The 25345-nt window shown below is 73.6% G+C and carries 28 protein-coding genes; 14 read left to right on the forward strand and 14 right to left on the reverse strand.

Features of this window, described 5'->3' with window-relative positions:
* Positions 1-136: 136 nt before the first annotated feature.
* Entirely contained in the window at positions 137-1141 is a 1005-nt protein-coding gene (locus tag IE305_RS31035; RefSeq protein WP_190133170.1) for an alpha/beta hydrolase, read from the forward strand.
* A 373-nt stretch (positions 1142-1514) separates the two neighbouring features.
* Positions 1515-2069 (forward strand): carboxymuconolactone decarboxylase family protein, encoded by a 555-nt coding sequence (locus tag IE305_RS31040; protein WP_190133171.1) that lies wholly within the window; start codon positions 1515-1517, stop codon positions 2067-2069.
* An 89-nt stretch (positions 2070-2158) separates the two neighbouring features.
* Here the strand turns inward: IE305_RS31040 and IE305_RS31045 are convergent, their stop codons facing one another.
* Together IE305_RS31045 and IE305_RS31050 are read right to left on the reverse strand one after the other, a co-directional pair.
* Positions 2159-2620: a MarR family winged helix-turn-helix transcriptional regulator gene (locus IE305_RS31045; RefSeq protein WP_190133172.1), complete on the reverse strand. Its 462-nt coding sequence runs from the start codon at positions 2618-2620 to the stop codon at positions 2159-2161.
* Between the two features lie 37 nt (positions 2621-2657).
* A complete protein-coding gene (locus IE305_RS31050) occupies positions 2658-3077 on the reverse strand; it encodes a DUF4345 domain-containing protein (protein WP_190133173.1) in 420 nt (139 codons plus the stop codon).
* Between the two features lie 85 nt (positions 3078-3162).
* Here IE305_RS31050 and IE305_RS31055 point away from each other — a divergent pair, with 85 nt between their 5' ends.
* Positions 3163-3792, forward strand: coding sequence for a TetR/AcrR family transcriptional regulator (locus tag IE305_RS31055; RefSeq protein WP_190133174.1), 630 nt, complete (start codon positions 3163-3165; stop codon positions 3790-3792).
* Here the strand turns inward: IE305_RS31055 and IE305_RS31060 are convergent.
* Positions 3774-4460: a TioE family transcriptional regulator gene (locus IE305_RS31060; RefSeq protein WP_190133175.1), complete on the reverse strand. Its 687-nt coding sequence runs from the start codon at positions 4458-4460 to the stop codon at positions 3774-3776. The two genes, IE305_RS31055 and IE305_RS31060, sit on opposite strands and share 19 nt — an antisense overlap.
* An 88-nt stretch (positions 4461-4548) precedes the next feature.
* Here IE305_RS31060 and IE305_RS31065 point away from each other — a divergent pair, with 88 nt between their 5' ends.
* The gene (locus IE305_RS31065) at positions 4549-5733 is read left to right on the forward strand and encodes an erythromycin esterase family protein (protein WP_190133176.1); all 1185 of its coding nucleotides are present in this window, start codon (positions 4549-4551) and stop codon (positions 5731-5733) included.
* A 30-nt stretch (positions 5734-5763) separates the two neighbouring features.
* Here the strand turns inward: IE305_RS31065 and IE305_RS31070 are convergent, their stop codons facing one another.
* On the reverse strand, positions 5764-6252 hold the full coding sequence (locus IE305_RS31070) for a macro domain-containing protein (protein ID WP_190133177.1): 489 nt from the start codon (positions 6250-6252) through the stop codon (positions 5764-5766).
* A gap of 111 nt (positions 6253-6363) precedes the next feature.
* Here IE305_RS31070 and IE305_RS31075 point away from each other — a divergent pair, with 111 nt between their 5' ends.
* Complete coding sequence (locus IE305_RS31075; protein WP_190133178.1) at positions 6364-7251, forward strand: LysR family transcriptional regulator; 888 nt, start codon at positions 6364-6366, stop codon at positions 7249-7251.
* Between the two features lie 102 nt (positions 7252-7353).
* Positions 7354-8910, forward strand: a complete 1557-nt coding sequence (locus IE305_RS31080) for an AMP-binding protein (RefSeq protein ID WP_190133179.1) — start codon at positions 7354-7356, stop codon at positions 8908-8910.
* Between the two features lie 29 nt (positions 8911-8939).
* Here the strand turns inward: IE305_RS31080 and IE305_RS33940 are convergent, their stop codons facing one another.
* The 3 genes from IE305_RS33940 to IE305_RS31090 all read right to left on the reverse strand — a co-directional run bounded on the left by IE305_RS33940 (position 8940) and on the right by IE305_RS31090 (position 11852).
* Positions 8940-9017 carry a 50S ribosomal protein L37 gene (locus IE305_RS33940; protein WP_373311794.1) on the reverse strand — a complete coding sequence of 26 codons (78 nt, stop codon included), beginning with the start codon at positions 9015-9017 and terminating at the stop codon, positions 8940-8942.
* Between the two features lie 87 nt (positions 9018-9104).
* Entirely contained in the window at positions 9105-10190 is a 1086-nt protein-coding gene (locus IE305_RS31085; RefSeq protein ID WP_190133180.1) for a hypothetical protein, read from the reverse strand.
* A 126-nt stretch (positions 10191-10316) separates the two neighbouring features.
* Positions 10317-11852, reverse strand: a complete 1536-nt coding sequence (locus IE305_RS31090; RefSeq protein WP_190133181.1) for an MFS transporter — start codon at positions 11850-11852, stop codon at positions 10317-10319.
* A 155-nt stretch (positions 11853-12007) separates the two neighbouring features.
* On the opposite strand from IE305_RS31090, the gene IE305_RS31095 reads away from it, so the two are divergent.
* Positions 12008-13015: an Lrp/AsnC family transcriptional regulator gene (locus tag IE305_RS31095; RefSeq protein WP_190133182.1), complete on the forward strand. Its 1008-nt coding sequence runs from the start codon at positions 12008-12010 to the stop codon at positions 13013-13015.
* 34 nt (positions 13016-13049) lie between these two features.
* On the opposite strand, the gene IE305_RS31100 is transcribed toward IE305_RS31095, so the two are convergent.
* Positions 13050-13784: a zf-HC2 domain-containing protein gene (locus IE305_RS31100; protein WP_190133183.1), complete on the reverse strand. Its 735-nt coding sequence runs from the start codon at positions 13782-13784 to the stop codon at positions 13050-13052.
* Positions 13781-14320 carry a sigma-70 family RNA polymerase sigma factor gene (locus IE305_RS31105; protein WP_190133184.1) on the reverse strand — a complete coding sequence of 180 codons (540 nt, stop codon included), beginning with the start codon at positions 14318-14320 and terminating at the stop codon, positions 13781-13783. The genes IE305_RS31100 and IE305_RS31105 overlap by 4 nt, the downstream gene beginning before the upstream one ends.
* A gap of 178 nt (positions 14321-14498) precedes the next feature.
* Between IE305_RS31105 and IE305_RS31110 the strand changes: the two genes are divergently transcribed.
* Entirely contained in the window at positions 14499-15464 is a 966-nt protein-coding gene (locus IE305_RS31110) for a CHRD domain-containing protein (protein ID WP_190133185.1), read from the forward strand.
* Here the strand turns inward: IE305_RS31110 and IE305_RS31115 are convergent.
* From IE305_RS31115 to IE305_RS31125, 3 genes are read right to left on the reverse strand one after another with little or no spacing between them, the layout of a single operon-like run.
* Positions 15446-16492 carry an N-acetylglucosamine kinase gene (locus tag IE305_RS31115; protein WP_190133186.1) on the reverse strand — a complete coding sequence of 349 codons (1047 nt, stop codon included), beginning with the start codon at positions 16490-16492 and terminating at the stop codon, positions 15446-15448. The two genes, IE305_RS31110 and IE305_RS31115, sit on opposite strands and share 19 nt — an antisense overlap.
* A gap of 1 nt (position 16493) precedes the next feature.
* On the reverse strand, positions 16494-17792 hold the full coding sequence (locus IE305_RS31120; protein WP_190133207.1) for a 6-phospho-beta-glucosidase: 1299 nt from the start codon (positions 17790-17792) through the stop codon (positions 16494-16496).
* A 24-nt stretch (positions 17793-17816) separates the two neighbouring features.
* On the reverse strand, positions 17817-19013 hold the full coding sequence (locus IE305_RS31125; RefSeq protein WP_190133187.1) for an ROK family transcriptional regulator: 1197 nt from the start codon (positions 19011-19013) through the stop codon (positions 17817-17819).
* Between the two features lie 135 nt (positions 19014-19148).
* Between IE305_RS31125 and IE305_RS31130 the strand changes: the two genes are divergently transcribed.
* The gene (locus tag IE305_RS31130; RefSeq protein ID WP_190133188.1) at positions 19149-19322 is read left to right on the forward strand and encodes a hypothetical protein; all 174 of its coding nucleotides are present in this window, start codon (positions 19149-19151) and stop codon (positions 19320-19322) included.
* A 132-nt stretch (positions 19323-19454) separates the two neighbouring features.
* Positions 19455-20585: a serine hydrolase domain-containing protein gene (locus IE305_RS31135; protein ID WP_229891766.1), complete on the forward strand. Its 1131-nt coding sequence runs from the start codon at positions 19455-19457 to the stop codon at positions 20583-20585.
* 59 nt (positions 20586-20644) lie between these two features.
* On the opposite strand, the gene IE305_RS31140 is transcribed toward IE305_RS31135, so the two are convergent.
* Complete coding sequence (locus tag IE305_RS31140) at positions 20645-21181, reverse strand: hypothetical protein (RefSeq protein WP_190133190.1); 537 nt, start codon at positions 21179-21181, stop codon at positions 20645-20647.
* 222 nt (positions 21182-21403) lie between these two features.
* Between IE305_RS31140 and IE305_RS31145 the strand changes: the two genes are divergently transcribed.
* The 4 genes from IE305_RS31145 to IE305_RS31160 all read left to right on the forward strand — a co-directional run bounded on the left by IE305_RS31145 (position 21404) and on the right by IE305_RS31160 (position 24562).
* On the forward strand, positions 21404-22000 hold the full coding sequence (locus IE305_RS31145; RefSeq protein ID WP_190133191.1) for a GNAT family N-acetyltransferase: 597 nt from the start codon (positions 21404-21406) through the stop codon (positions 21998-22000).
* A 67-nt stretch (positions 22001-22067) separates the two neighbouring features.
* On the forward strand, positions 22068-23654 hold the full coding sequence (locus IE305_RS31150; protein WP_190133208.1) for an APC family permease: 1587 nt from the start codon (positions 22068-22070) through the stop codon (positions 23652-23654).
* A 110-nt stretch (positions 23655-23764) separates the two neighbouring features.
* Positions 23765-23947: a hypothetical protein gene (locus tag IE305_RS31155; RefSeq protein WP_190133192.1), complete on the forward strand. Its 183-nt coding sequence runs from the start codon at positions 23765-23767 to the stop codon at positions 23945-23947.
* Positions 23948-23989: 42 nt separating this feature from the next.
* Complete coding sequence (locus tag IE305_RS31160; protein ID WP_190133193.1) at positions 23990-24562, forward strand: GNAT family N-acetyltransferase; 573 nt, start codon at positions 23990-23992, stop codon at positions 24560-24562.
* Positions 24563-24604: 42 nt separating this feature from the next.
* Here IE305_RS31160 and IE305_RS31165 read toward each other — a convergent pair whose 3' ends face one another.
* On the reverse strand, positions 24605-25270 hold the full coding sequence (locus IE305_RS31165; RefSeq protein WP_229891767.1) for a hypothetical protein: 666 nt from the start codon (positions 25268-25270) through the stop codon (positions 24605-24607).
* Positions 25271-25345 lie beyond the last annotated feature (75 nt).

Consider the following 25345-nt stretch of genomic DNA (forward strand, 5'->3'; position numbering starts at 1 on the left):
ACTGGCCGAAAGGGGACCACCGCGGGAGAACGCGCGGGGAAAGAACAAGTGGAGATGACGTGAACATGCCTGGACGGGCCACGTCCGCTTCGACCCCCTCAAGGGCCTGCCCAGGGCCCGTGATTGGCTGGGCCGCATGAGTGCCCATCAGGCCGCACCGCCGCCCTTCGACCCCGAACTCCGCCTCGCCCTCGCCGCTTTGAGCGCGGAGGCGAGGGAACTGGTCACGCCCGCGAATCTGGCCGCCTGGCAGGAGCGGGACGCCGCGGCCAGGCCGGCGCCGACGGCCGACGACCTGAGCGCCGACGGACGCTTCGAGGTGAGGGAGTTCCGGGTGCCGGGGCCGCCGGGCGGGCCGGAGGTCACGCTCGTGGGCGCACGGCCGTCCGGCCTCGCCGGGCCGCTGCCCCTGCTGTACTACATGCACGGCGGCGGAATGATCGCGGGCAACGCGTGGTCCGTGCTTCCGCGTGTCCTCCGCGAATGGGCGTTGCCGCTGGGGCTGGCCGTCCTCTCCGTCGCGTACCGGCTGGCGCCGCGGGCGCGGTACCCGGAACCGCTGGAGGACTGCTACGCCGGGCTCGCCTGGGCCGCCGCACACGCCGCCGATCTGGACATCGACGCCGACCGCATCGTCGTCGGCGGGAAGAGCGCCGGCGGCGGGCTCGCCGCGGCGCTCGCCCTCCTGGCCCGTGACCGCGGCGGGCCCCGACTCCTCGGGCAACTGCTGCTGTGCCCGATGCTCGACGACCGCGGCACCACCTTCTCCAGCCACCAGATGACGGGCCTCGGCCTGTGGGACCTCACCTCCAACACGACCGCGTGGCAGGCCCTGCTGGGCGACCGCCACGGCGCCGACGACGTGCCGCCCTACGCGGCACCCTCCCGCGCCACGGACCTGTCCGGGCTGCCGCCGGCCTACATCGACGTCGGGTCGGCCGAGATCTTCCGCGACGAGGACGTGGCGTACGCCGACGCGATCTGGCGGGCGGGCGGCCGGGCGGAACTGCACGTGTGGCCCGGAGCCTTCCACGGCTTCGACGGCTTCGCCCCACAGGCGGCCCTCACCCGGGACGCGCGCGACACCCGCACGCGCTGGCTGCGGCGCCTCCTCGACCAGTCCCGGACGAGCGACTCCTGACCGGCCACCGCACCCTCCAACGACCGGCCATATGACCGAGATCACGAATGTCAAGTGGGAGGCCACGCTCCGCACTCGTCACGTCACCATCCTTGCAGGTCAGTGTGGTTGACCGGCAAAAAACGACACGAGAAATTCACACTTCCCCGCTGCCGGGGACCGCCTCGGCGCGGCCGTGATCGCACATACGCGCCGTCCGGACGGCCGGAAAGCGCTGTATGGTCAACCGCGTTGACGATCACGGGGGGTGTCATGGTGACTGCGAGGCCGGACCGGGGCGCTCGCCTCGGTGGTTCGCACGGCCTGGGGCATCCCCGGCTCCCGGGCGGCGAACCCCGTCGTCCGGTCCCCACCGTCCCGAAAGGACGTCCTCATGAGCGAGTTCACCCGCCACGACATCTCCTCGGCCCCCGAGAAGGCCCGGCCCATCCTGGAGAACACCGCGAAGGGCTTCGGGTTCGTTCCCGCCCCGGTCGCCCTCATGGCCGAGTCGCCGGAGCTGCTCGAAGGCTTCATGACGGGCAACGCGCTGTTCAACAAGACCACGCTGAGCCCGCTGGAACGGGAGGTCCTCATCCTCACCATGGCCACCACGGTCGAGTGCCACTACTGCGTGGCCATGCACTCCTCCATCCTCACCCGCCAGAGCGCCGGTCAGGAGCTCATCGAGGCGCTGCGCGCCGGCACCCCGCTGGAGGACGCGAAGCTGGAGGCCATGCGGGTGTTCACCCTGGCCGTCATGGAGGGCCACGGCCATGTGTCCCCCGAGGCCATGGAGGCGTTCCTCGTGGCCGGCTACACCCGTCGCAACGCCCTCGAGGTCGTGCTGGGCCTGGGTGCCTACACCATCTCGACCTTCGCCAACCGGATGACCGACGCGCCGCTGGACGAGCCGTTCAAGTCGTTCGAGTGGCACGGCAAGCACTGACGACGATCCCGGGGGGCCGGTAGTATTCGGCGGTTTCCACCCGACGCAGATGTGCACCCGGTACGGCGCAAGTGGGGACGCGGCCGTGGTCAGGCGCCCAGCCAGCCGACGAAGCGGTCGAGGCCGTCGAAGCCGCCGAGCCGGGCCAGGACGTCCTCGACGAGGAGCATCTCCTGCTCCCCGACGGTGTCCGCCCATTCGTCCCGCAGCTGGTTGAGGATCTCGCCGGAGGCCGTGAGGGCCTCGACGCCCCTGGCGGTGAGGGCCACGTCGATCTGCCGCTGGTCCAGGGCGCTGGGCCTGCGCTCGACGTAGCCGAGCTTCTCCAGCCCGGCCACAGTCTTGCTCGCGGCCTGCTTCGACACGCCCAGGCGCCGTCCGAGGTCCGAGATGCTGCCGCCCCGGCTGATCATCTGCATGGCGAAGCCGTGGGCCGGACGCAGGTCGGGGTGGCCCATCTCGGCGAGGCGCGCGTGGAGTTCGTCGATCAGGACGCGGAAGGAGGTCAGGAGGAGGAAGGGCAGGGCGTTTCCGGGGCGTTCGGGCGGCATGGCGGGGGTGGGCGCTCCAGCTGGTATCGCGGTGACGTCATACGATGGTAGTCGTACCGGAACCGCGGACTCCCTCCTCGGCCGTCTTCCCCTCCCTGCCCGCCAGCCACATGTAGAGCGGCGGCAGGCCGAGCTCGACGGCGGTGAGGACCAGCTGGAACCAGTGCGGCCGGCCGTGCACGACGAGGGACAGCAGCCGGCCGAGGCCGCCGAGCAGGAAGATCCCGGCGAGCCACCGCACGACCACCACCCGCACCGGTGACTGCCGGGCCGCGTACACCCAGGCCACGCCGTACCCGAGGAAGACCGCGCCGTAGAACCGTTCGCGGCTGTCGACGGTCGCGCCGGCGGAACCCTCGCCCGGTACGGAAGCGATGCCGGCGACGAGGTGCGCGGCGCCGATCGCGATCGATGCGACACCCATGGCGAGCGAGAGCCATCCGAGGAGCCGTGCCATGCCCACCCCCTTAGTAGACACGCATCTACTAGCGTGGGAACGAACGTACGGCAGCCGGGGAACGGGCGTCAACTACCCTGGAAACGTGACCACTCGGAGCAGACTGAGGCCGGAGCAGCGACGCCACCAGCTGCTCACGGTGGCGGCGGAGCTGTTCGCGGCGAAGCCGTACGACGAGGTGCTCATGGAGGACGTGGCGCAGCGCGCCGCCGTCTCCCGGGCCCTGCTCTACCGTCACTTCCCGAGCAAGCGGGATCTCTTCGCGGCCGTCTACCGCCAGGCCGCCGACCAGCTGCTCGTCGAGACACGGATCGACCCGTCCTCCCCCTTGCTCCCGCAGGTGCGCGCGGGCCTGGACCGGCACATCGACTACTTCGCCGCCAACCGCCACACCGTGCTGGCCGCCAACCGGGTGCTCGCGGGCGACCCGGTCATCCAGGCCGTCGTCCTCGACGAGATGGCGGTGCTCCGGGAGCGCCTGCTCGGCACGGACACCCTCGGCGGCATACCCGCGGAGCTGGTGTCGGCCGTGCTCATGAGCTGGCTGGTCTTCGTCCGCACCCTGTGCGTGGACTGGCTGACGAAGGAGACGTGTTCGCGCGGCGAACTGCGCGACATCTGTCTCGGCGCCCTGACGGGCGCGCTCGCCCCCCTCATGGCGCCGGGCCCGCTCACGGCGCCGTTCCCCGGGGCAGGTCAGTCCGGCGTCCAGTAGCGGTCGAGTGCCGCCGCGCCGGCCAGCATGGCCCGGCCGCGGGCGGTCAGCCGCTCGCGCCACTCGTGCAGCGCCGCCTGCAAGGGTTCGGTGCCGCCCGCCGTCCGCACCTGCTCCAGGACCCGCGCGATGCGCTCCAGACCGTAGCCGCCCCGCCGGAGCTGATGGGCCAGCAGCACGTCGCGGACGTCGGCGGCGGTGTAGACGCGGTAGCCGGTGCGCGGGTCGCGCCGGGGGACGATCAGCCCCGCCCGCTCCCAGGTGCGCAACGTCGCCGGCCGGAGGCCGAGCCGGCGTGCCAGCGGCCCGATGAACGTCACGCCCGGTTGCGTGTCGCGCGGCGGTACGAGGTCGCGCAGCGCCGCTTCCACCGCGTGCAGTGTCCGCCGGTCCTCGGCCAGCTGCGCGTGGCTCTCGTCGATCAGCCGCAGCGCCTCTTCGGCGGCGCCGCCGTTCACCGCCTGCATGATCGCCGTCGCGGTCGCGTGGCCGTGGGCGGGGAGGAGCGCGAGGAAGGTGCGCAGCGCCGCCGCGTGGTGCGGGGTGTAGGCGCGGTAGCCGTGCGGCGAGCGGTCGGCCGGCGGCAGGATCCCCGCGTCTTCGTAGTTGCGCACGGCCTGCGTGGACAGACCGTGTTCCCGCGCCAGATCGATCGGCCGCAAGCGCATTTGAAGCTTCTCCCCGTCCCTTGCCCTGTTCAGGGCGGGACTTCGCCGCGAAAGTTTACACCGGGGCTTCAACGATAGCGTTGAAGGCATGACGGCCTCGATCCGGGCCGCCGCCCATTCCTTCAGTGGCGGCGCCCTCACCGCGCTCCTGTCCCCCACGACCCGCCTGCTGGGCCTCGGCGAGCCCACCCACGGCGTCGAAGCGTTCCCCGAACTCCGCAACGAGCTCTTCCGCCACCTCGTCGAGCACGAGGGCTACCGCTCGGTGGCCCTCGAGAGCGACTGCCTGGCGGCCCTGGCCGCCGACGCGTACGTGGCCGGGGGCGCCGGGACCCTCGACGACGCGATGAGCCACGGCTTCAGCCACGGTTTCGGGGCCTCGCCCGCCAACCGGGAGCTGCTGCGCTGGATGCGCGCGCACAACGAGCGGGTGGCCCCGAGGGACCGGCTCCGCTTCTACGGGTTCGACGGCCCTCTTGAGATCACCGGTGCTGCCGCCCCGCGCCGGGCCCTGACCGCGCTGTACGACTACCTGGCCGGCCACCTCGACCTGGCGTGGAGCCGCGAGACCCTCGACGGCCTGCTCGGCCCCGACGAACGCTGGACCCACCCGGACGTCATGACGGACCCCGCGCGGTCCGCCGGCCGCACGGAGGAGGCGAAGGAGCTGCGCCTGATCGCCGACGACCTGACCGCGCTCCTGGCCGCGCACGCCCCGCACCTGACGGCTGCGACGTCGCCCGACGCCTTCTGGCTCGCCGGCCTGTACGCCCGTACCGCCACCGGACTGCTGCGGTACCACGCCGCCCTGGCCGACACGGCGCCCACCCGCTTCGGCCCGCTCCTGTACCTGCGGGACGGCATGATGGCCGACAATCTCGAAGCGGTCGTCCGGCGCGAGGCCCCCCGCGGTCCTGTGCTCGTCTTCGCCCACAACGCCCACCTGCAACGGGACCGGAGCAGCATGGCCTTCGCCGGGCAGCACCTCCGGTGGTGGAGCGCGGGCGCCCTCGTCGGCAGCCGCATCGGCGACGAGTACGCCTTCGCCGCCACCACGTTCGGTTCCCGGGGCGACGACGTCCCGGCCCCCGGCACGCCCGAGGGACTCCTGTCGGCACTCCCCCACGCCCGCGCCGTCATCGACCCGGCCCGCCTCACCACGGCCCTCGGCCCCGAGCCGGCACGCCGTGTGCCGGCCGACCACACGTACGCCTCGCTGGACCCGGCGACGATCGACCGGGCGGACGCCGTCGTCTTCGTCAGGGAGATCTGAGTCACCCCCTCGCGGTGGCCGGGCCGGGGATCACGGGAGGTCGTAGACGGTCACCGCGATGCCGCGGGCGGACAGGCGGCGGGTGATGAGCGGTTCGACCTCCTCCCACCGCCCGCCCGCGAGGCCACAGCCGATGCGGGGCATGTGAACGGAGGCCGCCGTGGCCGACGCGTGGGCCGCCAGTGCGGTCAGGGCCCGGTCGATGGCCTCGTACCGCACGGGGGCCGCCTGCGAGGTGCGGCTTCGGCTGCGTATGCCGTGCTGGCCGATCATGTTGGCCACCGACAGGCCGTCCTCGACCTGGACGAGCTGTATCGCCCCCAGGGCGAAGTCGTTGGTCGCGCGCTCGCGGTACCACCGGCGGTAGGCGGCCTCCGGCTGCGGCCACCGGCGGGAGAGCGCCCGGACGAAGCCGGCGCCCCATCCCCCGATGTCGTTGCAGACATGAGCGATGATCTTCGACCCCGGCCCCTGCGGCCTGGTCGCGTCTCCGACGGTGCAGGTGATGTTCTCGGTCACGCCTCGACGCTAACGGCCGGGTCTGACACCCGCTCACGACGGCTGACATCGAGGAACAGCAGCGGGCGCTGCTCGGAGCTGTGCACCGCAGAACAATACGAGACTGGCGTCATGGATCTGCTCTCGTTGCGATACTTCCAGGCCGTGGCCCGTCACCAGCACATCAGCCGGGCCGCCGAGGAACTCCGGGTCGCCCAGCCGTCGGTGAGCCGGACCATCATCCGGCTCGAGTCGGAGCTCGGCGTGCCGCTCTTCGACCGGTACGGGCGCCGGATACGGCTCAACGAGCACGGCGCGGCCTTTCTGCGCCGGGTCGACCGGGCGCTGAACGAGCTCGACGACGCGCGGCGGGAGCTGGCCGATGCCGCCGTCGCCGGGCCCGGGCGGGTCGCCGTCGCCGCCGAGACGCTCGTGCAGCTGGCCGCGGTGCTGACCCCGTTCCGGGCGCAGTGCCCCGGCGTGGAGGTGCGGTTGTTCCAGGCGCCGCTGGAGTCGATGCGGCGCCACCTGCTGAGAGGCGAAGTGGACTTCGCGCTCGCCTCCCAGCCGTTGGCCGGGACCGGGCTCCGTTCGCAGGAGCTGGTGCGGGAGGACGTGCTGCTGGCCGTGCCACCGGGGCATGCGCTCGCCGGGCGGGAGCACGTCACGGTGGCCGAGCTGGCCGGCGAGGAGTTCGTCAGTGCGCGCTCCGGGCACTGGCAGCGGGCCCTGCTGGAGCGGCTGTTCGCCCGCGAGGGGCTGACGCCCCGGGTGATCTGCGAGGGCGACGAGGCCGCCGCCACCTCGGAGCTGATCGGCGCCGGGCTGGGCATCGGCCTGATGCCGGCCGTCGCCCGGCGCACCCTCGGCGCCCGCAGCCCGGTGGCCTGGCTCCGGCTGGACGCCGCGGACTGCCACCGCACGCTGACCCTGGTGTGGCGCGAGAACGCCTACCTCTCCCCCGCCGCCCGGGCCTTCCGCCGGCTGGCCGGCGAACGGCTCATGCCCGACAAGGCATGAACACATGATGCAAGTGGTCGTGGAAGGCATGAAGGGACCGCACTAGCGTCGAAGGCGTCCGGACAGCCGTCCGGCCGGTTCCGACCAGGGAGAGCACGAGCGATGAGCCAGCAACCTGCCGCCACCGGAGGCGGTTTCACCAGCTATGCGGAGGCCGTCCTCGACGTACTGGCTGCCGAGCCGCAGCGTGCGGCCGTCACCACCGCCGAGGGGGTGGTCGTCAGCGCGGCGGAGTTCCGCGACCAGGTCCACCGGCTCGCCGCGGAGCTGGCGGAACGCGGGGTGGGCCGGGGCGGCACCGTCACCCTGCTCACCGGCAACACCGCCGAGGCGCTCGTCGCCCGCTACGCCGCCAACCTCGCCGGAGCCCGGGTCGTCGGCCTCTACGAGGGCATGAGCCCGCCCACCATGGCCCACATCATGGCGAGCGTCGACTGTTCCGTCCTGCTGGTCGACGAGCAACTGCACGTCACCGCCGGCGAGCTGCTGCGGCTCCCCGGCGACGGCGTGCCGCCGATGCTCTCGCTGGGGCCGGCCGGCTTCGCCGAGGACGTCCTGGCGGCGGCCGCACACCGCCCGGCACGGCCGGTGCGCGGCCTGGTGGGCCCCGAGGACGACTGGTGCATCCGCCACACCGGCGGAACCACCGGCATTCCCAAGGGCATCCGGATGACCCACGGCTCCTACCGGCGCAGCCTGGGCCATCTGCTCACGGCCGCCGGTGAACCGCCCCGCTACCTCGCGTGCACCTCGCTCGCCCACCTCGCCGGCATCTTCGCCGACATCACGCTGTACCGGGGTGGTTCGGTCGTCCTGCGGCACGCCTTCGACCCCGGGGACGTCCTGGCGACGATCGAGCGTGAGCGCATCACGCACACCTGGCTGCTGCCGCCGCTGCTCTACCAGCTGCTGGACCACGCGGACCTCGCCGGCACCGACCTGTCCAGCCTGCGCCGGATCACCTACGGCGGCACTGCCGCCTCGCCCGCGAGGCTGCGGCAGGCGGCCGAGGCCCTGGGGCCCGTGCTCCACGGCATCTACGGGCAGGCCGAGGCGCAGCACATCACGGAAGCGGGCCCCGGGGACCAGGAGCGGACCGGCCGGGGCGGGCATCTGACGGTCGGCCGGGCCCTGCCCGAGGTGGAGATCGCCGTCCGGGACGCCGCGGGCACCACCCTGCCGGCCGGCGAGGCCGGTGAGGTGCAGGTGCGTTCGCCCTACGTGATGCGGGGCTACTGGAAGCAGCCGGAGCTGACCGCCGAGGTGCTGAAGGACGGCTGGGTGCACACCGGTGACGTCGGCTACCTCGACGAGGACGGCTACCTCTACATCGTCGACCGGATCAAGGAGATGATCGTGGTCGTCGGTGGCCACGTCTACCCGGCGGAGCTGGAGGAACTGCTGCTCGGTCACCCCGCCGTCGCCCAGTGCGCGGTCTTCGGCGTCCGGGACGCGGAGTCGGTGGAGCACGTCCACGCCGCGGTCGTGCCCGTCGCCGGGCAGCAGCCCACGCTGGAGGACGTCCGTGCCTTCGTCACCGCCCGCAAGGGGCGCCTCTACGCTCCCGAGGCCCTGCACCTGGTGCCCGCCATCCCGCTGACGGCGGCGGGCAAGCCGGACAAGAAGCTGCTGCGGTCGCAGGTGCCGGGCGGCGCATGACGCAACGCCGCCCGGGACACCGGGGCTGTTCAGCTCTGCGGGCGCTTGCCGTGGTTGGCGCCCTTCAGGCGGGACTTTCTCTTCTTACGGCGCCGTTTCGAGGACATGCCGTCCCTCCTCTCCCGTGCACTCCGACCAATTTAGCCCGGTTGGTCGCGATGTGCCGGTCGGGGCGGCAGGGCGGCGGCGGACGATCAGATGAGCTGGACGACCAGCGTGCTCGTGCGCCCGGAGTCGGCGTCGCGGATGCTGAGCAGCAGCAGGTTGTGATCGTTGATCGCTTCGATCGACTGCACGGAGCTGCCTTCCGGCAGGTCCAGCAGGGTGTCGATGCGGTGCAGGCCGCCGTCCGGGTCCCACACCACGGGGTGGTCGGTGGGGCCGGTGCCGTCGGTGGCGCGGGTCACGCCGGTGACCCAGCCGCGGTCGTTGACGTTCCGGGCCTGCCCGCCGCTTCCTTCGTCGGGCAGCCGCCGCGGGGTGTCCGGCGCGTCCCAGCGGATCGCCGCCGCGGTGCCGTCCGGGTGGAGCTCCCCGCCGACCGCCACACCATCGTTGTTGACACCGTGCAGCCAGGTGCGCGTGGTGCCGGGAACCGAGCCGGCGTACGTCGCCACGGTGCCGTCGGGGCGCCATGCGGTACCCGCGTCGTTCTTCGTGCCGACGACGAGCCCCTTGTCGTTGAGGGCCCACGGGTAGGCGCCGTCATTCGGCCCCGCCAGGTGCTGGAAGCCCGTTCCGGGCCGCCAGAGGTAGTACGACGTGGCGACGCGCGGGTGCCCTCCCGGCCAGCCGATGAACTGGTGGGACGCCGTCACCAACAGGGTGCCGTCCGCGCCCAGCCGCGCCGTCCCCGCCCACATCTCGCCGGGCGGGAGGCCGGGGGTGGTCACGGTGCCGTCCGCGTTCCACAGCACCACGCCCTCGACACCGCGCACCCCCACGACCCGGCCGTCGTCGGCGATGTCGGTCGGCGCGGTGAGCGGGGCGCCGGCCAGGGCCCGCTGCTTGCCGGTCACCGCGTTCCACACCATGGGCTCGCCCTGCGCCGTACGGAACGGGACGTCACCGTGCTTGTTCATGGCGCGGGCGACGTCGCCGCCGTCCTCCAGCGTGCCGACCACCCGGAGGCGCAACTCCGGCCCGCCGGGCCCGGGGAGGACGGCCGGCGGACGGGCGTCGTGCGTGGCGGCGACCGCCGTGGTGGGCAGCGCCAGGGTGAGTGCGGCCACCGCGACGGTGACCGCGCCACGGGCATGTCTCCGGATACGTCTCGTCATCTGGTTTCCCCCCGGTCTCATGGGTGCCGGTGGTGCTCGGACGGCGTCATCATGCTCGTCCGGGCCCGGGGGCGGGGCCGGAACGCATCAAGTGCACGACGTGACTCCGGAAGCCCCGGGGGCCGGCTATGCCGCCGGCACCGGTGCCTCGCTGTCCGCCGGGCGGGCGGCGGGCGTCGGCGCCGGCGGCGCGGGGGGCGTGGCGCGGCGGACGAGGAGGAGCGCCACGAGGCCGCCGAGGATGCCGAGCGTGCCGGACACGAGGAACGTGTGGCGCAGGCCGGTGGCGAACGCCTCCTGGGCCAGCGCCCATCCGCCCGGGCCCGCGTGGGCGACGACGGCCGCGGCCTGGCCGCCGGCGAGGGCGTCGGCCGCGGCGGAGGGGTCGGCGACGGCCGGGGCGTGGTTCTTCAGCGCGCCGGCCAGGCCGGCGTGGAAGACGACGCCAAGGACGGCGATGCCGAGGGCGTTGCCGAGCTGGCGGGCGGTGTTGACGGCGCCGCTGGCCATGCCGGCGCGCTCGGGGCTGACGGAGGCCATCGCCGAGGAGGCGAGGACCGGCGTGGCCAGGCCGACGCCGACTCCCGTCACGGCCAGGCCCGCCACCAGGGCGGTCCAGTCGGAGTCCGCGTCGAGGAGGGCCTGGAGCAGCGCGCCCGCACCGATGAGGAGCATGCCGGCGCCGATCGTCCAGCGCGGCGCGACGCCGTGCAGCAGGCGTCCGGAGAGGGAGGCGACGACGAACGCGGCCGCGCTCATCGGGACGCAGGACAGGCCGGCCGCCACCGGGCCCATGCCCTTGACCGACTGGAGCCACAGGGAGATGTAGGCGAGGTAGGAGAAGGCGGCCACGGACAGCAGCACGCCGACGATCATCAGGCCGGTGAAGGAGCCGCCGCGGAAGAGGGAGAGGTCCAGCAGCGGCTGCTCGCGGCGCCGCTCGACGGCCACGAAGGCGAGCAGGGCCACGGCGGCCAGGGCGAACAGTCCCAGGGTGGTGGCGGAGGTCCAGCCGTTGTCGCTGCCCTTGATGAGGGCGTACGTCACGCTGCCGGCGGCGACCGTGAAGGCCGCCGTGCCGGGCAGGTCGACGCCGCGCGAGCGGACGCCGGGCAGGACGGGCACGCACCGCAGGGTCATGGCGATGGCGAGCACGCTGAGGGGCAGGTTGACGAAGAAGATCCACCGCCAGTCGAGGTGCTCGGTCAGCAGGCCGCCCAGGACGGGTCCGGCGGCCGACGCGGCGCCGCTGACCGCGCCCCACACGCCGAAGGCCACTCCGCGGTCGCGGCCGTGGTACATGCGGCCGATCAGGGCGGTGGTGGTGGCGAGCATCGCGGCGCCGCCGACGCCCTGCACCACGCGGAAGGTGACGAGGGCCTCTGGTCCGGTCGCCAGCCCGCAGGCCAGCGAGGCCGCCGCGAAGAAGCCGAGGCCCGCCACGTACACGCGCCGGTGACCGGCCCGGTCGGCGAGCGCGCCGACGCCCAGCAGGAGGGCGGCGAGCGCGAGGGCGTAGCCGTCCATCACCCACTGCAGGTCGGCGAAGGACGTGTGGAGGCTGGCCGCCATGTCGGGCAGCGCCACGACCACGATCGTGACGTCCACCAGCAGCATGAACGTCCCCAGGCACACCGCGGTCAGCGGCAGCCACTTGCGCATGGATCTTCCTCCGTCGTACGTGTCATCGGTTGTGTCATCGGTGGGGCTCGGGAAGCCGAGGAGGTCGAAGGTCGCACCGGCCGGCCGCTTTCCGGAACCCAGTACGGGAGCGGTGACGGATTCCCACAGCAGGGCCCTCTGTCATGATGGATTCCATGGACAGTGACGAAGCCGGCTTCGACGTTCTCGACCGGCGGCTGACGCATGCGCTCATGATCGACGGGCGGGCGGCGTTCAGCCGGATCGCCGCCGTGCTGGACACGACGGACCAGACGGTGATCCGCCGCTACCGGCGGTTGCGCGGCGCCGGGCTGCTGCGGGTGCTGGGGCTGCCCGTGGCGGAGCGCGTCGGGCTGTTCGAGTCGAGGCTGCGCATCCAGTGCGCGCCCGGGGCCGCCGTCGCGATCGCCGAGTCGCTCGCCCGGCGGCCCGACACCGGCTGGGTCAAGATCTTCTCGGGCGGTACGGAGGTGGGCTGTCTGCTCGCCTCGCGCACCCGGGAGGACCACGAGACGCTGCTGCTGCGGAAGCTGCCGCGCACCCACCAGGTCACCGGCGTCTCCGCCCAGAGCATGCTGCACCGCTTCCCCGCGGACCCGGTCCGCTGGCTGGGCGGCGACGGGCTCGACGAGGAGCAGATCAGGGCCCTGACCCCGCCGCCCGGGACCGGCCCGTCGGACGACCTCCTCCGTCTCGACGCGCAGGACCATGCGATGCTGGCCGTGCTGGGCCGGGACGGCCGCACCGGGTATCCGGAACTGGCCCGGGCCACCGGCCGTTCGGAGTCCACCGTCCGGCGGCGTCTCGAACAGCTGCGCCGTGCCGGGGCCCTGGAGTTCCACGTCGAGGTCCTCCCCCGGCACCTGGGCTACCAGACGGAGGCCGGCATCCACGCCACGGTCGCCCCCGGCGACCTGGCCGAGGCCGGGCGCGCGCTCGCCGCGCACCCCCAGGTGCCCTTCGCGGCCGCCACGACCGGCGCCGCCAACCTCGCCGCCACCGTGCTGTGCCGTGACGAACGCGACCTGTACCGGTACATGACCGAAGGCATCGGCGGCCTGCACGCCGTGCAGCAGCTGGAGGTGCTGCCGGTCCTGCGGCACGTCAAGCGGGCGGGCCTGCTCAGCGACGGCAACCGCCTCCACGAGCCGCCGCTGTCGTGACGCCACCGTTGCCGTGACCGGCCCCGGCCCGTCGTCACATCCGTACGGTCGCCAGGCGGTGGCCGTCGAGCGTACGGACCTCGAAGCGGGCGATGTCGGTGCGGGCGAAAGCGGCTCCGCCGTGGGTGTAGAGCGGTTCGCGGCCGGGCCCGTCCCCCTCCTTCAGGCCGTAACCGGGGACGGGCACCGCCCAGGTGGTGACCGTCTGCTCCCGGCCGTCGCGGCCGACGGCGACGAGGTCGCAGGTCAAGGGGCCCTTGACGTTGCCCAGCTTCAGGGCGACATGGGTGCCCCACGGCTTGTCCTGGAGCGAGACGGTGGCGTCCACCCGGGTGGCCGGGTCGACGGTGCCGGTCTTGTCGCCCTCCTCGTACATCTGCTTGGCGGCGCTCACTCCGCTGTGGCCCGGGGTTTCGTGGTCGCTCAGGGCCGCTCCCGCGAGCGGGCCGGCGACGACCAGCGCGGCCGCCGCGGCCGTCAGCCACAGCCGGCGCGTACGGCGGACCCGGCGGGTGGCGGTGACCTCGTCGAGCAGCGCGTCGAGCACCTGCGGGCGCGGGGCACCGGTCAGGACGGCGGGGTCGGGCGTGGCCTCCCTGACCTCGTCGAGCAGCGGGGTGAGGCACATGAGGTCGTCGAGCTCGGCGCCGCAGCGGTCGCAGCCGGCCAGGTGTTCCTCGAAGCGGGCGGCCTCTGCCTCGTCCAGCACGCCGAGGGCGTAGGCGCCGACCGCGGAGTGCCCGGGGTCGGGTGCTGCCGGGCGGTTCATGGCGTCACTCCTCGTTCCTCGAGCGAGAGCCGCAGCGAGCGCAGGGCGTAGTGGACCCGCGATCTGACGGTCCCCGGGGGTATGCCCAGGACCGCGGCGGCCTCGTTCACGGTGCGTCCCTCGAAGTAGGTCTCGATCAGGGCCTCCCGGTGCGCGCCGGTGAGGTCGCGCAGGGCGTCGGAGAGCGTCATGAGGCGCAGGGCCCGGTCGATCTCGTCGGCGGCGGGCAGCAGTTCGAGCGGTGCGGGGTCGGATTCCGGCGGGCGGGCCTGCCGGCTGCGGTGGTGGTCGATGACGATGCGCCGGGCGACGGTCACCAGCCACGGGCGTACGGAACCGGTCGCGCCGCGCAGCCGGTCGGCGTTGCGCCAGGCGCGCAGCAGCGTCTCCTGGACGACGTCCTCGGCGCGCTGCCGGTCCCCGCCCACCAGCCGGGAGACGAAGGCGAGCAGCGGGCCGGCGTGCTCCTCGTACAGGGACCGCATGAGGTCCTCGTCGGGACTGGTCCGGTCGGCCACGGCCGCATCCTCGCGCACGTCTCCCCCTGGGTCGAGAGCGCCTCCGGAGGGGGTACGGACAACGGCCGGAATCCGTTCACCGGGCCGGGGAACGGCGGGGGGACTGAACGGCCGGGGTCCGGCGTCCGTACGGGACGGTGGGAGGCCCCGCGGGGAGGACCCGCCGGGGGGGGACAGCAGAACTGGGGGAACCATCATGAAGCGCAAGGCTCTTGCCGTGGGCGCGGCCGCCGTCGTGGTCGCCGCCGCTGCCGCCGGCACCGCCCTGGCCGTGCTGCCGGACGACGCCGCCGGTGGCGACCGTTCCGGCGCCGAAACCGTCTTCTTCGCCGGCAGCATGTCCGGTGACCAGGAGGTGCCCACGCCCGGCGGGCCCGCCGTGGGCGACAAGGACGGCCGGGCCCTGGTCTTTCTGCGGGTGCGGGGCGACGAGGTGGCGTACGCCTTCACCTTCCGGGGGATCGCGACGCCCACGGCCGGTCATGTGCACCAGGGCGGGCGCGGGAAGAACGGGGACGTGAAGATCCCCTTCTTCATGTCGAGTGCGTCGAGTGCGCCGAGTGCGCCGAGCACGTCGAAACTGCCCGACGGGCGGACGTCGGTGACGGGCACGGTCAAGGTGCCGGACCGCGAGCTGCTCGCCTCGCTCACCTCCGCTCCCGGCGGCTTCTACGCCAACCTGCACACGGGAGAGTTCCCCGGTGGGGCGGTCCGCGGCCAGCTCCACCGGCTCGCCGCGCCGGTCGACATGGACACGGTGGCCCGGCGCGGCTTCCAGGCGTCCGTGGTCCGGGGCAGCCAGGTCTACGCCTGCGTCAAGCAGCCCGACGGGTCGGCGGCGTTCACGCAGGAGAACGTGTCCGCCGCCCTCGGCGGCAACATCGCCCACTCCTTTGTACGCCCCGGCGGCGCCCCGCAGTGGAAGGCGCCGGACGGTTCGGCGGTCACCGGCGAGGTGACGGACAAGGCGCCCAATGGCGCGGGAAACATCCCCGAGCTGGACCTGAAGGCGACACGGTCGGGCGCGGACAAGGGGCTGCTGGCGGACACCCGGGAGGTCCTGCGCCTCAACACGCGCGGCGGCGTCGCCCCGGCCGGGACGTGCACCCCCGGGCAGCGGGCGGCCGTGCCGTACACGGCGGACTACGTCTTCGTCCCCTGATGAGGCCGGCCCGGCCCTCCGGCCGGGGCCGGGGGCGGGTACGTGGCGCGGAGGCGCTGGTGGGCGGCCGTCGGGGCGCCGAGGTGGTCGAGGCCGAGGAGGGCGGCGCCCAGGACGGGTGGGGTGGTCACGACGCGGGGCTCGGCCAGGGGGGCCTCGGCAGCCAGGCGGGCCGTCAGGTTGTCGATGAGCAAGGGGTGACGGGCGGCCAGGACGCCGCCGCCGAGGACGACGGGGGTGGGTTCCTCCAGCAGGCCGAGCCGGCGGAGGGCGATCACGGCGAGGCGGGTGATCTCGTCGGCCTGGCGGTCGACGAGGCGGCGGGCGACGGGGTCGCCGGCGTCGGCGGTGGCGAAGAGCACGCGGACCAGTTCGTGCAGGCGCTGCTGCGGCAGCAGTCCCAGGTGGATCGCTTCCGCGACGGCGTTGGCGCCCGGCAGGTCGAAGTGGGCGCCGATGGCGGCGGACAGCGCGGTGGGGACGCCCCGGCCGTCCTCCGCGCGGGCGGCGTGCCACATGGCGGCGGTGGCGAGGCACGCGCCGCCGCCCCAGTCGCCGGTGAGCCTGCCGAGGGCGGGGAACCGGGCGGTGCGGCCGTCCGGCAGCAGCCCGGCGCAGTTGATGCCGGCGCCGCAGACCACGGCGACGCCGCGCGGCCCGTCGGTGCCGGCCCGCAGCAGGCCGAACGTGTCGTTGGCGACGCCGGTGGTCAGGCCCCACGGCCGGGCGGCGACGGCCGCTCGCAGCCGCTCCTCCTGCACCGGCAGGTCGGCGTTGGCGAGGCAGGCGCTGACCCGGGTGGTGAGCACGCGCCCCGGCCGGAGGCCGGCCTGGGCGGCGGCCTCCGCGACCAGGGGGGCGAGTCCCTCGACCGCCTCGTCGGCCCCGTCGTGCCGGGGCCGGAAACCGGCGCCCCGGGCCGTGCCGAGGACCGTGCCGTCGAGGGCGACCAGGGCGACGTCGGTCTTGCTGTTCCCGGCGTCGACGGCGAGGACGCCCGGGATCTGTTCCGTCTGCCGCCGCATCATGTCAGGCCCAGCTCAGGTGGGCGCGGTTGTGGGCGATCAGCCGGTCCGTCAGCCGGTCGGCCCGTTCGGCCTGGCCGATCAGCGGATGGGCGAGCAGTGCGCTGTGGACCCGGTCGTACCCGCCCTTCAGCGCGGCCTCCAGGGCGAGCTGCTCGTAGGCGGTGACGTGGGCGATGAGGCCGGCGTACAGCGGCTCGACCGGGCGTACGGGCAGGGGCCGCACGCCGTCGGTGTCCACCGCGGCGGGCACCTCGATCACCGCGTCGTCGGGGAGGAAGGGCAGGGTGCCGTCGTTACGGGTGTCGACCACCTGGACGCCGGCCCCGTCCCCGGAGCCGGATCCGGAGCCCGTGCCGAGCAGTGCTGCGACGAGCTGGACGGCGGCCTCCGAGTAGAAGGCACCGCCGCGCTGGGCGAGGAGGTCCGGTTTGGTGTCGAGTGCGGGGTCCGCGTACATCTCCAGCAGCTGCCGTTCGATGGCGGCGACGCGGGAGGCGCGCGAGCCGTTGGTGCGCAGTTCGTCCACCACCGTGTCGTGCTGGTAGAAGTACCGCAGGTAGTAGGAGGGGACGGCGCCCAGCCGCCGGATCAGCGGGAGCGGCAGGCGCAGGTCGGCGGCGATCTGCTCGCCGAAGCCGACCAGCAGCTCGGGCAGCACCTCGCGGCCGCCGGTGGCGCCGGGCGTGTCGAGCAGGGTGACGCCGCGTTCCCAGGTGAGGTGGTTGAGGCCCACGTGGTCGAGGCGGATCCGTCCGGGGTCGACGCCCAGGTGCCGGGCGAACCTCCGCTGGAAGCCGATCGCCACGTTGCACAGGCCGACGGCCCGGTGGCCTGCGGTGAGCAGGGCCCGGGTGACGATGCCCACCGGGTTGGTGAAGTCGACGATCCAGGCGCGGGGCGCGGTGCGGCGCACCTGTTCGGCGATGCCGAGGACGACCGGGACCGTGCGCAGTGCCTTGGCGAGGCCGCCGGCGCCGGTGGTCTCCTGGCCGACGCAGCCGCACTCCAGCGGCCACGTCTCGTCCTGCTCGCGCGCCGCCTGCCCGCCGACCCGCAGCTGGAGCAGCACGGCGTCGGCGTCCTCCACGCCGGCCGCCACGGAGGCGGTGGTGGTGACGGTGGCCGGGTGGTCCTGGCGGGCGAGGATGCGGCGGGCGAGGCCGGCGACGCGTTCGAGGCGTTCGGCGGCGGGGTCGACGAGGACGAGTTCGCCGACGGGGAGGGTGTCCCGGAGGCGGGCGAGGCCGTCGGCGAGTTCGGGGGTGTAGGTGGAGCCACCGCCGACGACGGCCAGCTTCAGTGCGGACATCAGCCCTCAGCTCCTTCAGTGGTGGGTGGTGAAGACGGTGTCCCGGACGGTGGTGAGGGCGCGTTGCAGGGCGCCGCGGAGCACGGGGTGGCCGCGGACGGTGCTGGAGCGCACCTCGGGGCGGGCGACGGTGAGGTCGTGCAGGGCGTCCTGGACCAGGGCGCGCAGCCGTTCGCCGCCGGCGGCGGGCACCTCGCCGGCGAGGACCAGGAGTTCCGGGTCGACGACGGTGACGATCGACGCCAGGCCCAGGGCCAGCCGTCCGGCGAGCCCGGTGAGGAAGGAGTCGCCCTTCCCCGGCGTGTGCAGGGCTTCGGCGACGGCCTGTCCGGCGGTGGGCGCGGTCAGGCCGTGCTGCCGGGCCAGGGCCAGGACCGCCGGGGCGCCGGCGAGTTCCTGGAAGCCGCCGGAGTTCTTCCGGCGGACGTCGCGGACGACGGGCGCGCCGGGCAGCGGCATGTAGCCGACCTCGCCCGCGCCGCCGGTGAAGCCCCGGTGCGGCCGGCCCCCGATGACGACGGCCGCGCCGATGCCCCTTCCGGCCCAGAGGAGGACGAAGTCGTCGCAGCCGCGGGTCGCGCCGTGGGTCTGCTCGGCGACGGCGGCGAGGTTGACGTCGTTCTCGACGGACACGGGTGCGCCGATGGCGGCCCGTAGCGCGGGGACGAGCTGCGGGGAGTGCCAGCCGGGCAGGTGGGCGGCGTAGCGCAGCCGGCCGGTGGCCGGGTCGAGGGCGCCGCCGATGCCGATGACGGCCTGGTCCACCGCCCCTGGGGGGAGGCCGGCCGCCCGTACGGTGCGGGCGACGGCGTGGGCGACCTCGGTGGCGGTGGCGTCCGTGGCCCAGCCCGTGGTGGGGGCGCGGTGCTCGGCGAGCGTGGTGCCGGTGAGGTCGGCGACGGCGACCCGGACCTCGGTGCTGGTCACGTCGAGGGCGGCGACGTGGGCGGCGGCCGGGTTGACCTGGTAGAGCCGGGCGTTCGGGCCGGGCCCGCCGGCCGTGGTGCCTACGGGCACGACCAGCCCGGCGGCCTCCAAGCGGGCCAGCAGCTGGGAGGCCGTGGGCTTGGACAGCCCGGTGAGCGTGCTGATCCGGCTGCGGGACAGGGGTCCGTGGGCGAGCAGCAGGTCGAGGGCGGCGCGGTCGTTGAGGGCGCGCAGCAGGCTGGGCGTGCCGGGGGTACGGGCGTGGTGCTGTCCGGGGGTGGTCACGTCCTGGGAGCCCCTTCCGCAGCCGCCGGGGGTGAAGCACTGACCGTCAACCGTTCCGCCGCATTATCAGGAAGGTTTCCTGTCGGTTGTCAATGGGCCGGACCCCTCGTCTCGCACTGGGGAACGCTCCACCACGTGCAGACGCAGCCGTCGCAACAGGGGCAGCTGCACATCGCCGTACGGGGCGGTGCCGGTCTCGAAGCGTTCTACGGGAGGCTCGGCTGGCGCGAGACCGGCCGGCGGCCCGGTGTGCTCCGGCTGCCGGCGGGCGACCGCGACGAGGTGCTCATGTGCCTCGCCCCGCTCTGACGCCCGGGGAGGGGAACTCCCGCCGGGGTGACCGGTAGTTGGCCGAAGACGATCTCTTCTCCGTACGCCCGGTGCAGCAGGATGGCCGTCGCTCATACGCGTCCATCCGCGTCCATCCGGCAAGGAGTTCCCGTGGCACGCATTCGAGGCAAGTGGAGACTCGCAGCAGTGGCCGGCGCGGTGGTCGCCGCCGTGTCGGTGCTGCCGGCGCCGGCCCAGGCGAAGAGCCGGGCACAGGGCGATCACGCGGCCACGCAGGCGGCGCTCCAGGAGTTGCAGGCGGTGGGCGGTCCGGGGGCCGGGCTGTACGCCGGGGACCGGGGCGAGTCCTGGAGCCTCGCCGTCGGTACCGGGGACACCGGTGGGCAGCGCCCGGTCCGGCCCACGGAGCACTTCCGCATCGGCAGCCAGACCAAGACGTTCACCGCCGTCGCGGTGGTGCAGCTGGCCGACGAGGGCAAGGTGTCCCTCGACGCCCCGATCGAGCGGTACTTGCCCGGTGTCGTCAGCGGCAACGGCTACGACGGCAACGCCATCACCGTGCGGCAGCTCCTCCAGCACACCAGCGGCATCCCCACCAGCAACCCGGCGGCGCAGGCCGGTCCCGACGGCACGTACACGCTGGCCGCCCTGGTGCGGGACGGGCTGAGCCACCCGCCGGCGTCGGCGCCGGGGGCGGCCTTCCACTACAGCAACACCAATTTCGAAATCCTCGGCATGCTCGTCGAGAAGATCACCGGGACGCCGGTGGGCCGGGTGATCACCAGCCGGATCATCGAGCCCCTGGGCCTGACCGAGACCCGTTTCCCGGCGCCGGGCGACCGGAGCCTCGCCACGCCCTACGTGCACGGCTACCGCGGCCTGCGGGTGGGCCCGCTGTTCTTCTGGCGTGACGTGACCACCGAGTTCGAGCCGTCGGTGTTCCTCAGCGCGGGGGCGATGACCTCCACCGAGCAGGACATGGTCACGTTCTACCAGGCGCTCGTCGACGGGAGGCTCCTGTCGCCGGCGGGCCTGGCCGAGATGCAGAAGGTCAGCGCCTACGCCCCGTACGGCCTGGGCCTGAACCGTCTGGACCTGCCCTGCGGCCGGGTGGCGTGGGGGCACACCGGCGGGGTGCCCGGGTACCTGTCGTTCACGATGGCGTCGGCCGACGGCCGTCACGTGGCCGTGATGACCAACTCCGAGGCCGTGCTGAATCTCGACGCCGCGATGGCGAAGATGTACGCCGCCGCGAGCTCGGCGATGTGCGAGAACCCCTGACGGACCCCTGACGGGCCCCGGGCGGGCCGCCGGCCGTGCGGCCCGCCCGGGCGCGGGCGTCAGGCGCGGACGGTGTACCAGGCCCCGAGGCCGCCGCAGCCGCCCGCGCTGTAGGTGGTGCTGCGGTAGCCCGGCGGGATCGGGGAGCCGGGGCAGGTCCAGATGCCGTTGCGGACGAGCTGGTGGTACCAGGCACCGATGCCGTTGCAGCCGGTGCGGTTGTAGTTGGTGGTCACGTAGCCGGACGGGATGGGCGAGCCGGCGCAGGTCCAGCGGCCGTCACGGGCGAGCTGGTGGTACCAGGCGCCGATGCCGGAGCACCCGTTGCGGTCGTAGTTGGTGATGACGTAGCCGGAGACGATGGGCGACCCGGAGCAGGTCCAGATGCCGTCCTGCACGGGCTGCTGGTACCAGGCGCCCGCGCCCCGGCACCCGTTGCGGTCGTACGCGGTGATGACGTACCCGTCCGGGACGGGTGCTCCCGAGCAGGACCAGCCGCCCGCGCGGGCCGCGGCGGTGGCGGGGGCCGCGCCGGTGAGGGCCGCGGCGATCAGTGCGAGGGCTCCCAGGGCCGCGGCGACCGCGCGCCGGACCACCGAGGTGCTGTGCGGGCCTGCACCCGAAGGGGCACTTAAACGGAACTGTCTCTTCATGTCACTCCGATCCCGTCGTCATGCTCATTTCATGACTGTCGCCGGAAAGAACAGCAGAGAACGGACGGGAAGTCAGGAGCTCCTGCCCCGATGTGACAAGGACGGCACACCGCGTGAACAGCGCCGCCGCCCGCCCCCGGCGTGGTAGGGGGAAGGATGCGGCCCATGGACGACACCTTCCTGGAGACCCGGCGCATGAGGCTGCGCGCGTTCCGCGCGAACGACGAGGACCTCGGCCTCCTCGTCGCGCTGGACGCCGACCCCGACGTCATGCGGTACATCAACGGAGGCCGGCCGACCTCCCGCGAGGAGATGCGCACCCAGCGCCTCCCCCGGTTCCGCCACGTCCACCCGGGCCTGGGCACGTACGGCTACTGGGCCGCCGAGACGAGGGACGACGCCCGGGCGTTCCTGGGCTGGTTCGAGTTCCGGCCGCTGGTGGACGACCGCCCGGACGAGGTCGAACTGGGCTACCGGCTGCGCAAGGAGGCGTGGGGCCGGGGCTATGCGGTGGAGGGCTCCCGCGCGCTCATCCGGAAGGGCTTCACCGAACTCGGCGTCCGGCGGGTGACCGCCAACGCCATGACCGTCCACACGGCGTCGCGGCGGGTGATGGAGAAGGCCGGGCTCCGGTACGTCCGGACGTTCTTCGGCGACTGGCCCGACGTCGTGGAGGGCTCCGAGCACGGCGACGTCGAGTACGCCCTGACGAGGAGCGAGTGGGAGCGGGAACACCCCGGGTGCGGCATGGACGGGGAATGACCGCCCGTCACCTACGGTTGTGTGATCACTCAGGCACGACGAGGGGGCCGACGTGACAGCCGATCACATGACCGTACCGCCGGATGCCGGAGGGGAGGAGGCGGCGCGACAGGAGCGGCGCCTGCACCGGGAGCTCGGCTTCCGGGCCCTCACGGCGATCGGGTTCTCCAACATCGTCGGCTCGGGCTGGCTGTTCGCCGCGATGTACGGCGCCCGCACGGCCGGGCCCGCGTCCCTGCTGACCTGGGTGGGTGCCGGGCTGCTGTGCGCACTGGTGGCGCTGGTGATGATCGAGCTGGGCGCCTCGCGCCCGGAGGGCGGCGGCACGGTGCGCTGGCCGCTGTACGCCAGCGGGCGGCTCGTCGGGACGCTGGTGGGCTGGTCGGTGCTGCTGTCGGTGGGCGGTACGGCGGCGGAGATCAGCGCCATCATGCAGTACGCCGACCACTACCTGCCGGACCTCTACCACGGCCACGTCCTGACCCCCACGGGTCTCGGGGTCGCCGTGGGCCTCAGCGTGCTGCTGACGGCGCTCAACTGGTTCGCGGTGCGGACGTTCGCGCGGCTCAACAACCTGGTGACCGTCTTCAAGATCGCCGTTCCCGTGGTCACCGTGATCGCCCTGTTCGCCTCCGGCTGGCACTCCGGGCGCCTCACCGACCATGGCGGGTTCGCCCCGTACGGCTACGCCGCCTGCCTGTCCGCCCTCGCCGGCGGCGGCATCGTCTACTCGGTCAACGGCTTCCAGGCACCGCTCGACTTCTCGGGCGAGACCCGCAACCCCCGCCGTACGATCCCGGCCTCCGTGCTCACCGGCATCGGCCTCGCCCTGCTGATGTACCTGGCCCTTCAGCTCGCCTTCCTCTTCACCGTGCCCGAGAGCCTGCTCGGCCACGGCTGGAAGGGCGTCGACTTCGAGTCGCCGTTCGGCCAGCTGGCCCTGATTCTCAACCTGCACTGGCTGTCCAGCCTGCTCTACGCCGACGCGGTGGTCTCCCCCGGCGGGTCGGCGTACGTCGGCGTGGCCCTGAACGCCCGCCACACGTACGCGCTCGCCAAGAACCGCACCCTGCCCCGCACCTTCATGCAGGTCGACCGGCGGACGGGCATCCCGCACCGTGCGCTCGCCCTGAACCTCGCCGTGATCGTGGTCTTCCTGCTGCCGTTCGGCGGCTGGCAGCGCATCGTCAGCATCATGGGCGACATGTACCTGCTGATCTACGCGGCCTCGGCGGTCGCCGTGGCCGTGTTCCGCGCCGATCCCGGCACACGGACGGCGGACTGGGTGCCGGGCCTGCGCTGGATCGCGCCCGTCAGCTTCGTGGTGTCGAGCGAGTTCGTGTACTGGTCGGGCTGGCACGACCTGCGCCTCGCCCTGCCCGTCGTCCTGGCCGGGCTGGTCCTCTTCCTCGGGATGCGGCGCTCCGGCCACGACCGGCCCCTCGCCGTCGAACTCCGGGACGGCGCGTGGCTGCTGTGCTACCTGTCCGTGCTCACGCTGTTGTCCTGGCTGGGCACCTTCAAGGGCTCCGGCCGGCTGCCCGCCCCGTACGACTCCCTCACCGTGGCGGTGGTGACGCTCGGCATCTTCCACTGGGCGGTGCGCTCGGGCATCCGGCACCGGGCGACGGCCCCGCAGGGCGGTCACGGCTGAACCGGCGCCCGGCTCACTCCCACGGGTGGTTTGACGCCGTGCCCGGCTCGGCCGGCGCTGCGCGGGTACGCGCGTGCCACAGCCTTTCCGTACGACCGGAGGAGCCCACGATGCCCCGTACGAGCCCCGTCACCTGGTCCTGTGCCGTGGCCCTGCTGACCTTCCTGCTGATGCTGGTCCTCGGCGACCACCAGTACCCCGCCTGGGTGACCGCCCTGGCCTGCGCGTCGATGGCCATGGCCGCCGGAGCGCAGACCCACGTGCTGCTGGCGGACCGCCGCGAACGCCACTGACGGGCCGTCCGGCCCGCGGCGGGCACGTGCGAAGATCACCGCGTGACCGATCTGCACTTCCGCCTCGCCGAAGAGGCCGACCTGCCCGCCCTTGTCCGCCTGCGCGACGACGCCGCGCGCTGGATGCTCGGCCTCGGCGTCACCGGCCAGTGGCGGCCGGGCGAGCTCGGCGAGGACCACTTCCGCCGGGTCGCGGCGGCCGGCGAGGTCTGGCTCGCCGAGTCCGGCGGGCGGCCGGCCGGGGCCTGGGAACTGTGGTGGGACGACGAGGACGCCTGGGGGCCGCAGCCCCCGGTGGCCGGTTACGTCCACCGCCTGATGGTGGACCGGCGCCACGCCGCCCCCGGCACCGGACGGCTGCTGCTGCGGGCCGCGGAGCGCCGCGTGGCCGAGACGGGCCGGGCGTGCGTCCGGCTGGACTGCCTGGCCGGCAACGCCCGCCTGCACGCCTACTACCGGGACGCCGGCTACCGGGCCGTCGGCCACGCGGAGGGCAAGCCGCAGCCGGCCGGTCCGCCCAAGTCGTTCACCCTGTGGGAGAAGGCCGTGCGGCCGGCGACGACACCGTCGTACGCGGACGCGGGCAGGGACCTGGCTGCGGACGCGGCCGGCTGAGACCGCCCGGCGCCGGCTGCTGCGCGCCGGCTGCTGCTCCGGTTACTGTTTCGCCGCGCAGATCACGTCGTACGGCCTGCCGATGGCGAGCGTGAGCTCCATGGGCTCGGTGGTGCCCGCGGGGCACTGGTTCTGGTTCTTGACGAGGTCGAGCACCTTGTAGGAGTCCGACGCCGCCCCGGAGCAGGGCACTTCCTTGGCGGTGGACGTCACGCAGTCGCCCTTGACCAGCTGGCCGCCGCCGGCGCCCGGGTCACCGGGGTGGTTCCCCGCCAGGTTGCGCCCGCAGACCGTCTTGGTGGGGATGCCGCCGCCCGAGCTGCTCTTGGAGCCGAAGGAGACGCTCACCCGGATGATGAGGTCGGTGCCCCCGGGGCACTGTATGGACTCCGGCATGAACGTGCCGTCCTTGATCTCGACGGCCTTGAACGACGCGTGCGAGTCGCCGCAGTCGTAGGGCTTGTAGCCGTCGGGAGCACGGTCGGGGTCGGGTCCCCCGCAGTCGCCCACCTGCCACTCGCCGCCCTTGTGCCCGGCGGAGGCCGACGAGGAGGGGGTCGAGCGGGACCCGCCCTTGTCGTGGTCGAACACCTTGAACGCCCCGTAGCCGAGGCCGATGATCACGGCCAGGACGACGATGACCGGGTTGCGTCCGGACCGTCTGGGGGCGGCGGGTGGCGGGGGCCCCTGGGGGACCTGGTGGTTCATGCTTCCTGTGTCCTTCCTGCGGTGCGTGAGGACGGGGCCGCGTCCGGACGCGGCGTGCACCGTGCGGAGCATCCT

The sequence above is a fragment of the Streptomyces mashuensis genome (assembly GCF_014654785.1).
Classification (GTDB): domain Bacteria; phylum Actinomycetota; class Actinomycetes; order Streptomycetales; family Streptomycetaceae; genus Streptomyces; species Streptomyces mashuensis.

Bases quoted from the DNA above. Each gene is read 5' to 3' on its own strand.
- IE305_RS31035 (WP_190133170.1), top strand. From the start codon at position 137: ATGAGTGCCCATCAGGCCGCACCGCCGCCCTTCGACCCCGAACTCCGC.
- IE305_RS31040 (WP_190133171.1), top strand. From the start codon at position 1,515: ATGAGCGAGTTCACCCGCCACGACATCTCCTCGGCCCCCGAGAAGGCC.
- IE305_RS31045 (WP_190133172.1), bottom strand. From the start codon at position 2,620: ATGCCGCCCGAACGCCCCGGAAACGCCCTGCCCTTCCTCCTCCTGACC.
- IE305_RS31050 (WP_190133173.1), bottom strand. From the start codon at position 3,077: ATGGCACGGCTCCTCGGATGGCTCTCGCTCGCCATGGGTGTCGCATCG.
- IE305_RS31060 (WP_190133175.1), bottom strand. From the start codon at position 4,460: ATGCGCTTGCGGCCGATCGATCTGGCGCGGGAACACGGTCTGTCCACG.
- IE305_RS31065 (WP_190133176.1), top strand. From the start codon at position 4,549: ATGACGGCCTCGATCCGGGCCGCCGCCCATTCCTTCAGTGGCGGCGCC.
- IE305_RS31075 (WP_190133178.1), top strand. From the start codon at position 6,364: ATGGATCTGCTCTCGTTGCGATACTTCCAGGCCGTGGCCCGTCACCAG.
- IE305_RS31080 (WP_190133179.1), top strand. From the start codon at position 7,354: ATGAGCCAGCAACCTGCCGCCACCGGAGGCGGTTTCACCAGCTATGCG.
- IE305_RS33940 (WP_373311794.1), bottom strand. From the start codon at position 9,017: ATGTCCTCGAAACGGCGCCGTAAGAAGAGAAAGTCCCGCCTGAAGGGC.
- IE305_RS31085 (WP_190133180.1), bottom strand. From the start codon at position 10,190: ATGACGAGACGTATCCGGAGACATGCCCGTGGCGCGGTCACCGTCGCG.
- IE305_RS31090 (WP_190133181.1), bottom strand. From the start codon at position 11,852: ATGCGCAAGTGGCTGCCGCTGACCGCGGTGTGCCTGGGGACGTTCATG.
- IE305_RS31095 (WP_190133182.1), top strand. From the start codon at position 12,008: ATGGACAGTGACGAAGCCGGCTTCGACGTTCTCGACCGGCGGCTGACG.
- IE305_RS31100 (WP_190133183.1), bottom strand. From the start codon at position 13,784: ATGAACCGCCCGGCAGCACCCGACCCCGGGCACTCCGCGGTCGGCGCC.
- IE305_RS31110 (WP_190133185.1), top strand. From the start codon at position 14,499: ATGAAGCGCAAGGCTCTTGCCGTGGGCGCGGCCGCCGTCGTGGTCGCC.
- IE305_RS31115 (WP_190133186.1), bottom strand. From the start codon at position 16,492: ATGATGCGGCGGCAGACGGAACAGATCCCGGGCGTCCTCGCCGTCGAC.
- IE305_RS31145 (WP_190133191.1), top strand. From the start codon at position 21,404: ATGGACGACACCTTCCTGGAGACCCGGCGCATGAGGCTGCGCGCGTTC.
- IE305_RS31150 (WP_190133208.1), top strand. From the start codon at position 22,068: ATGACCGTACCGCCGGATGCCGGAGGGGAGGAGGCGGCGCGACAGGAG.
- IE305_RS31155 (WP_190133192.1), top strand. From the start codon at position 23,765: ATGCCCCGTACGAGCCCCGTCACCTGGTCCTGTGCCGTGGCCCTGCTG.
- IE305_RS31165 (WP_229891767.1), bottom strand. From the start codon at position 25,270: ATGAACCACCAGGTCCCCCAGGGGCCCCCGCCACCCGCCGCCCCCAGA.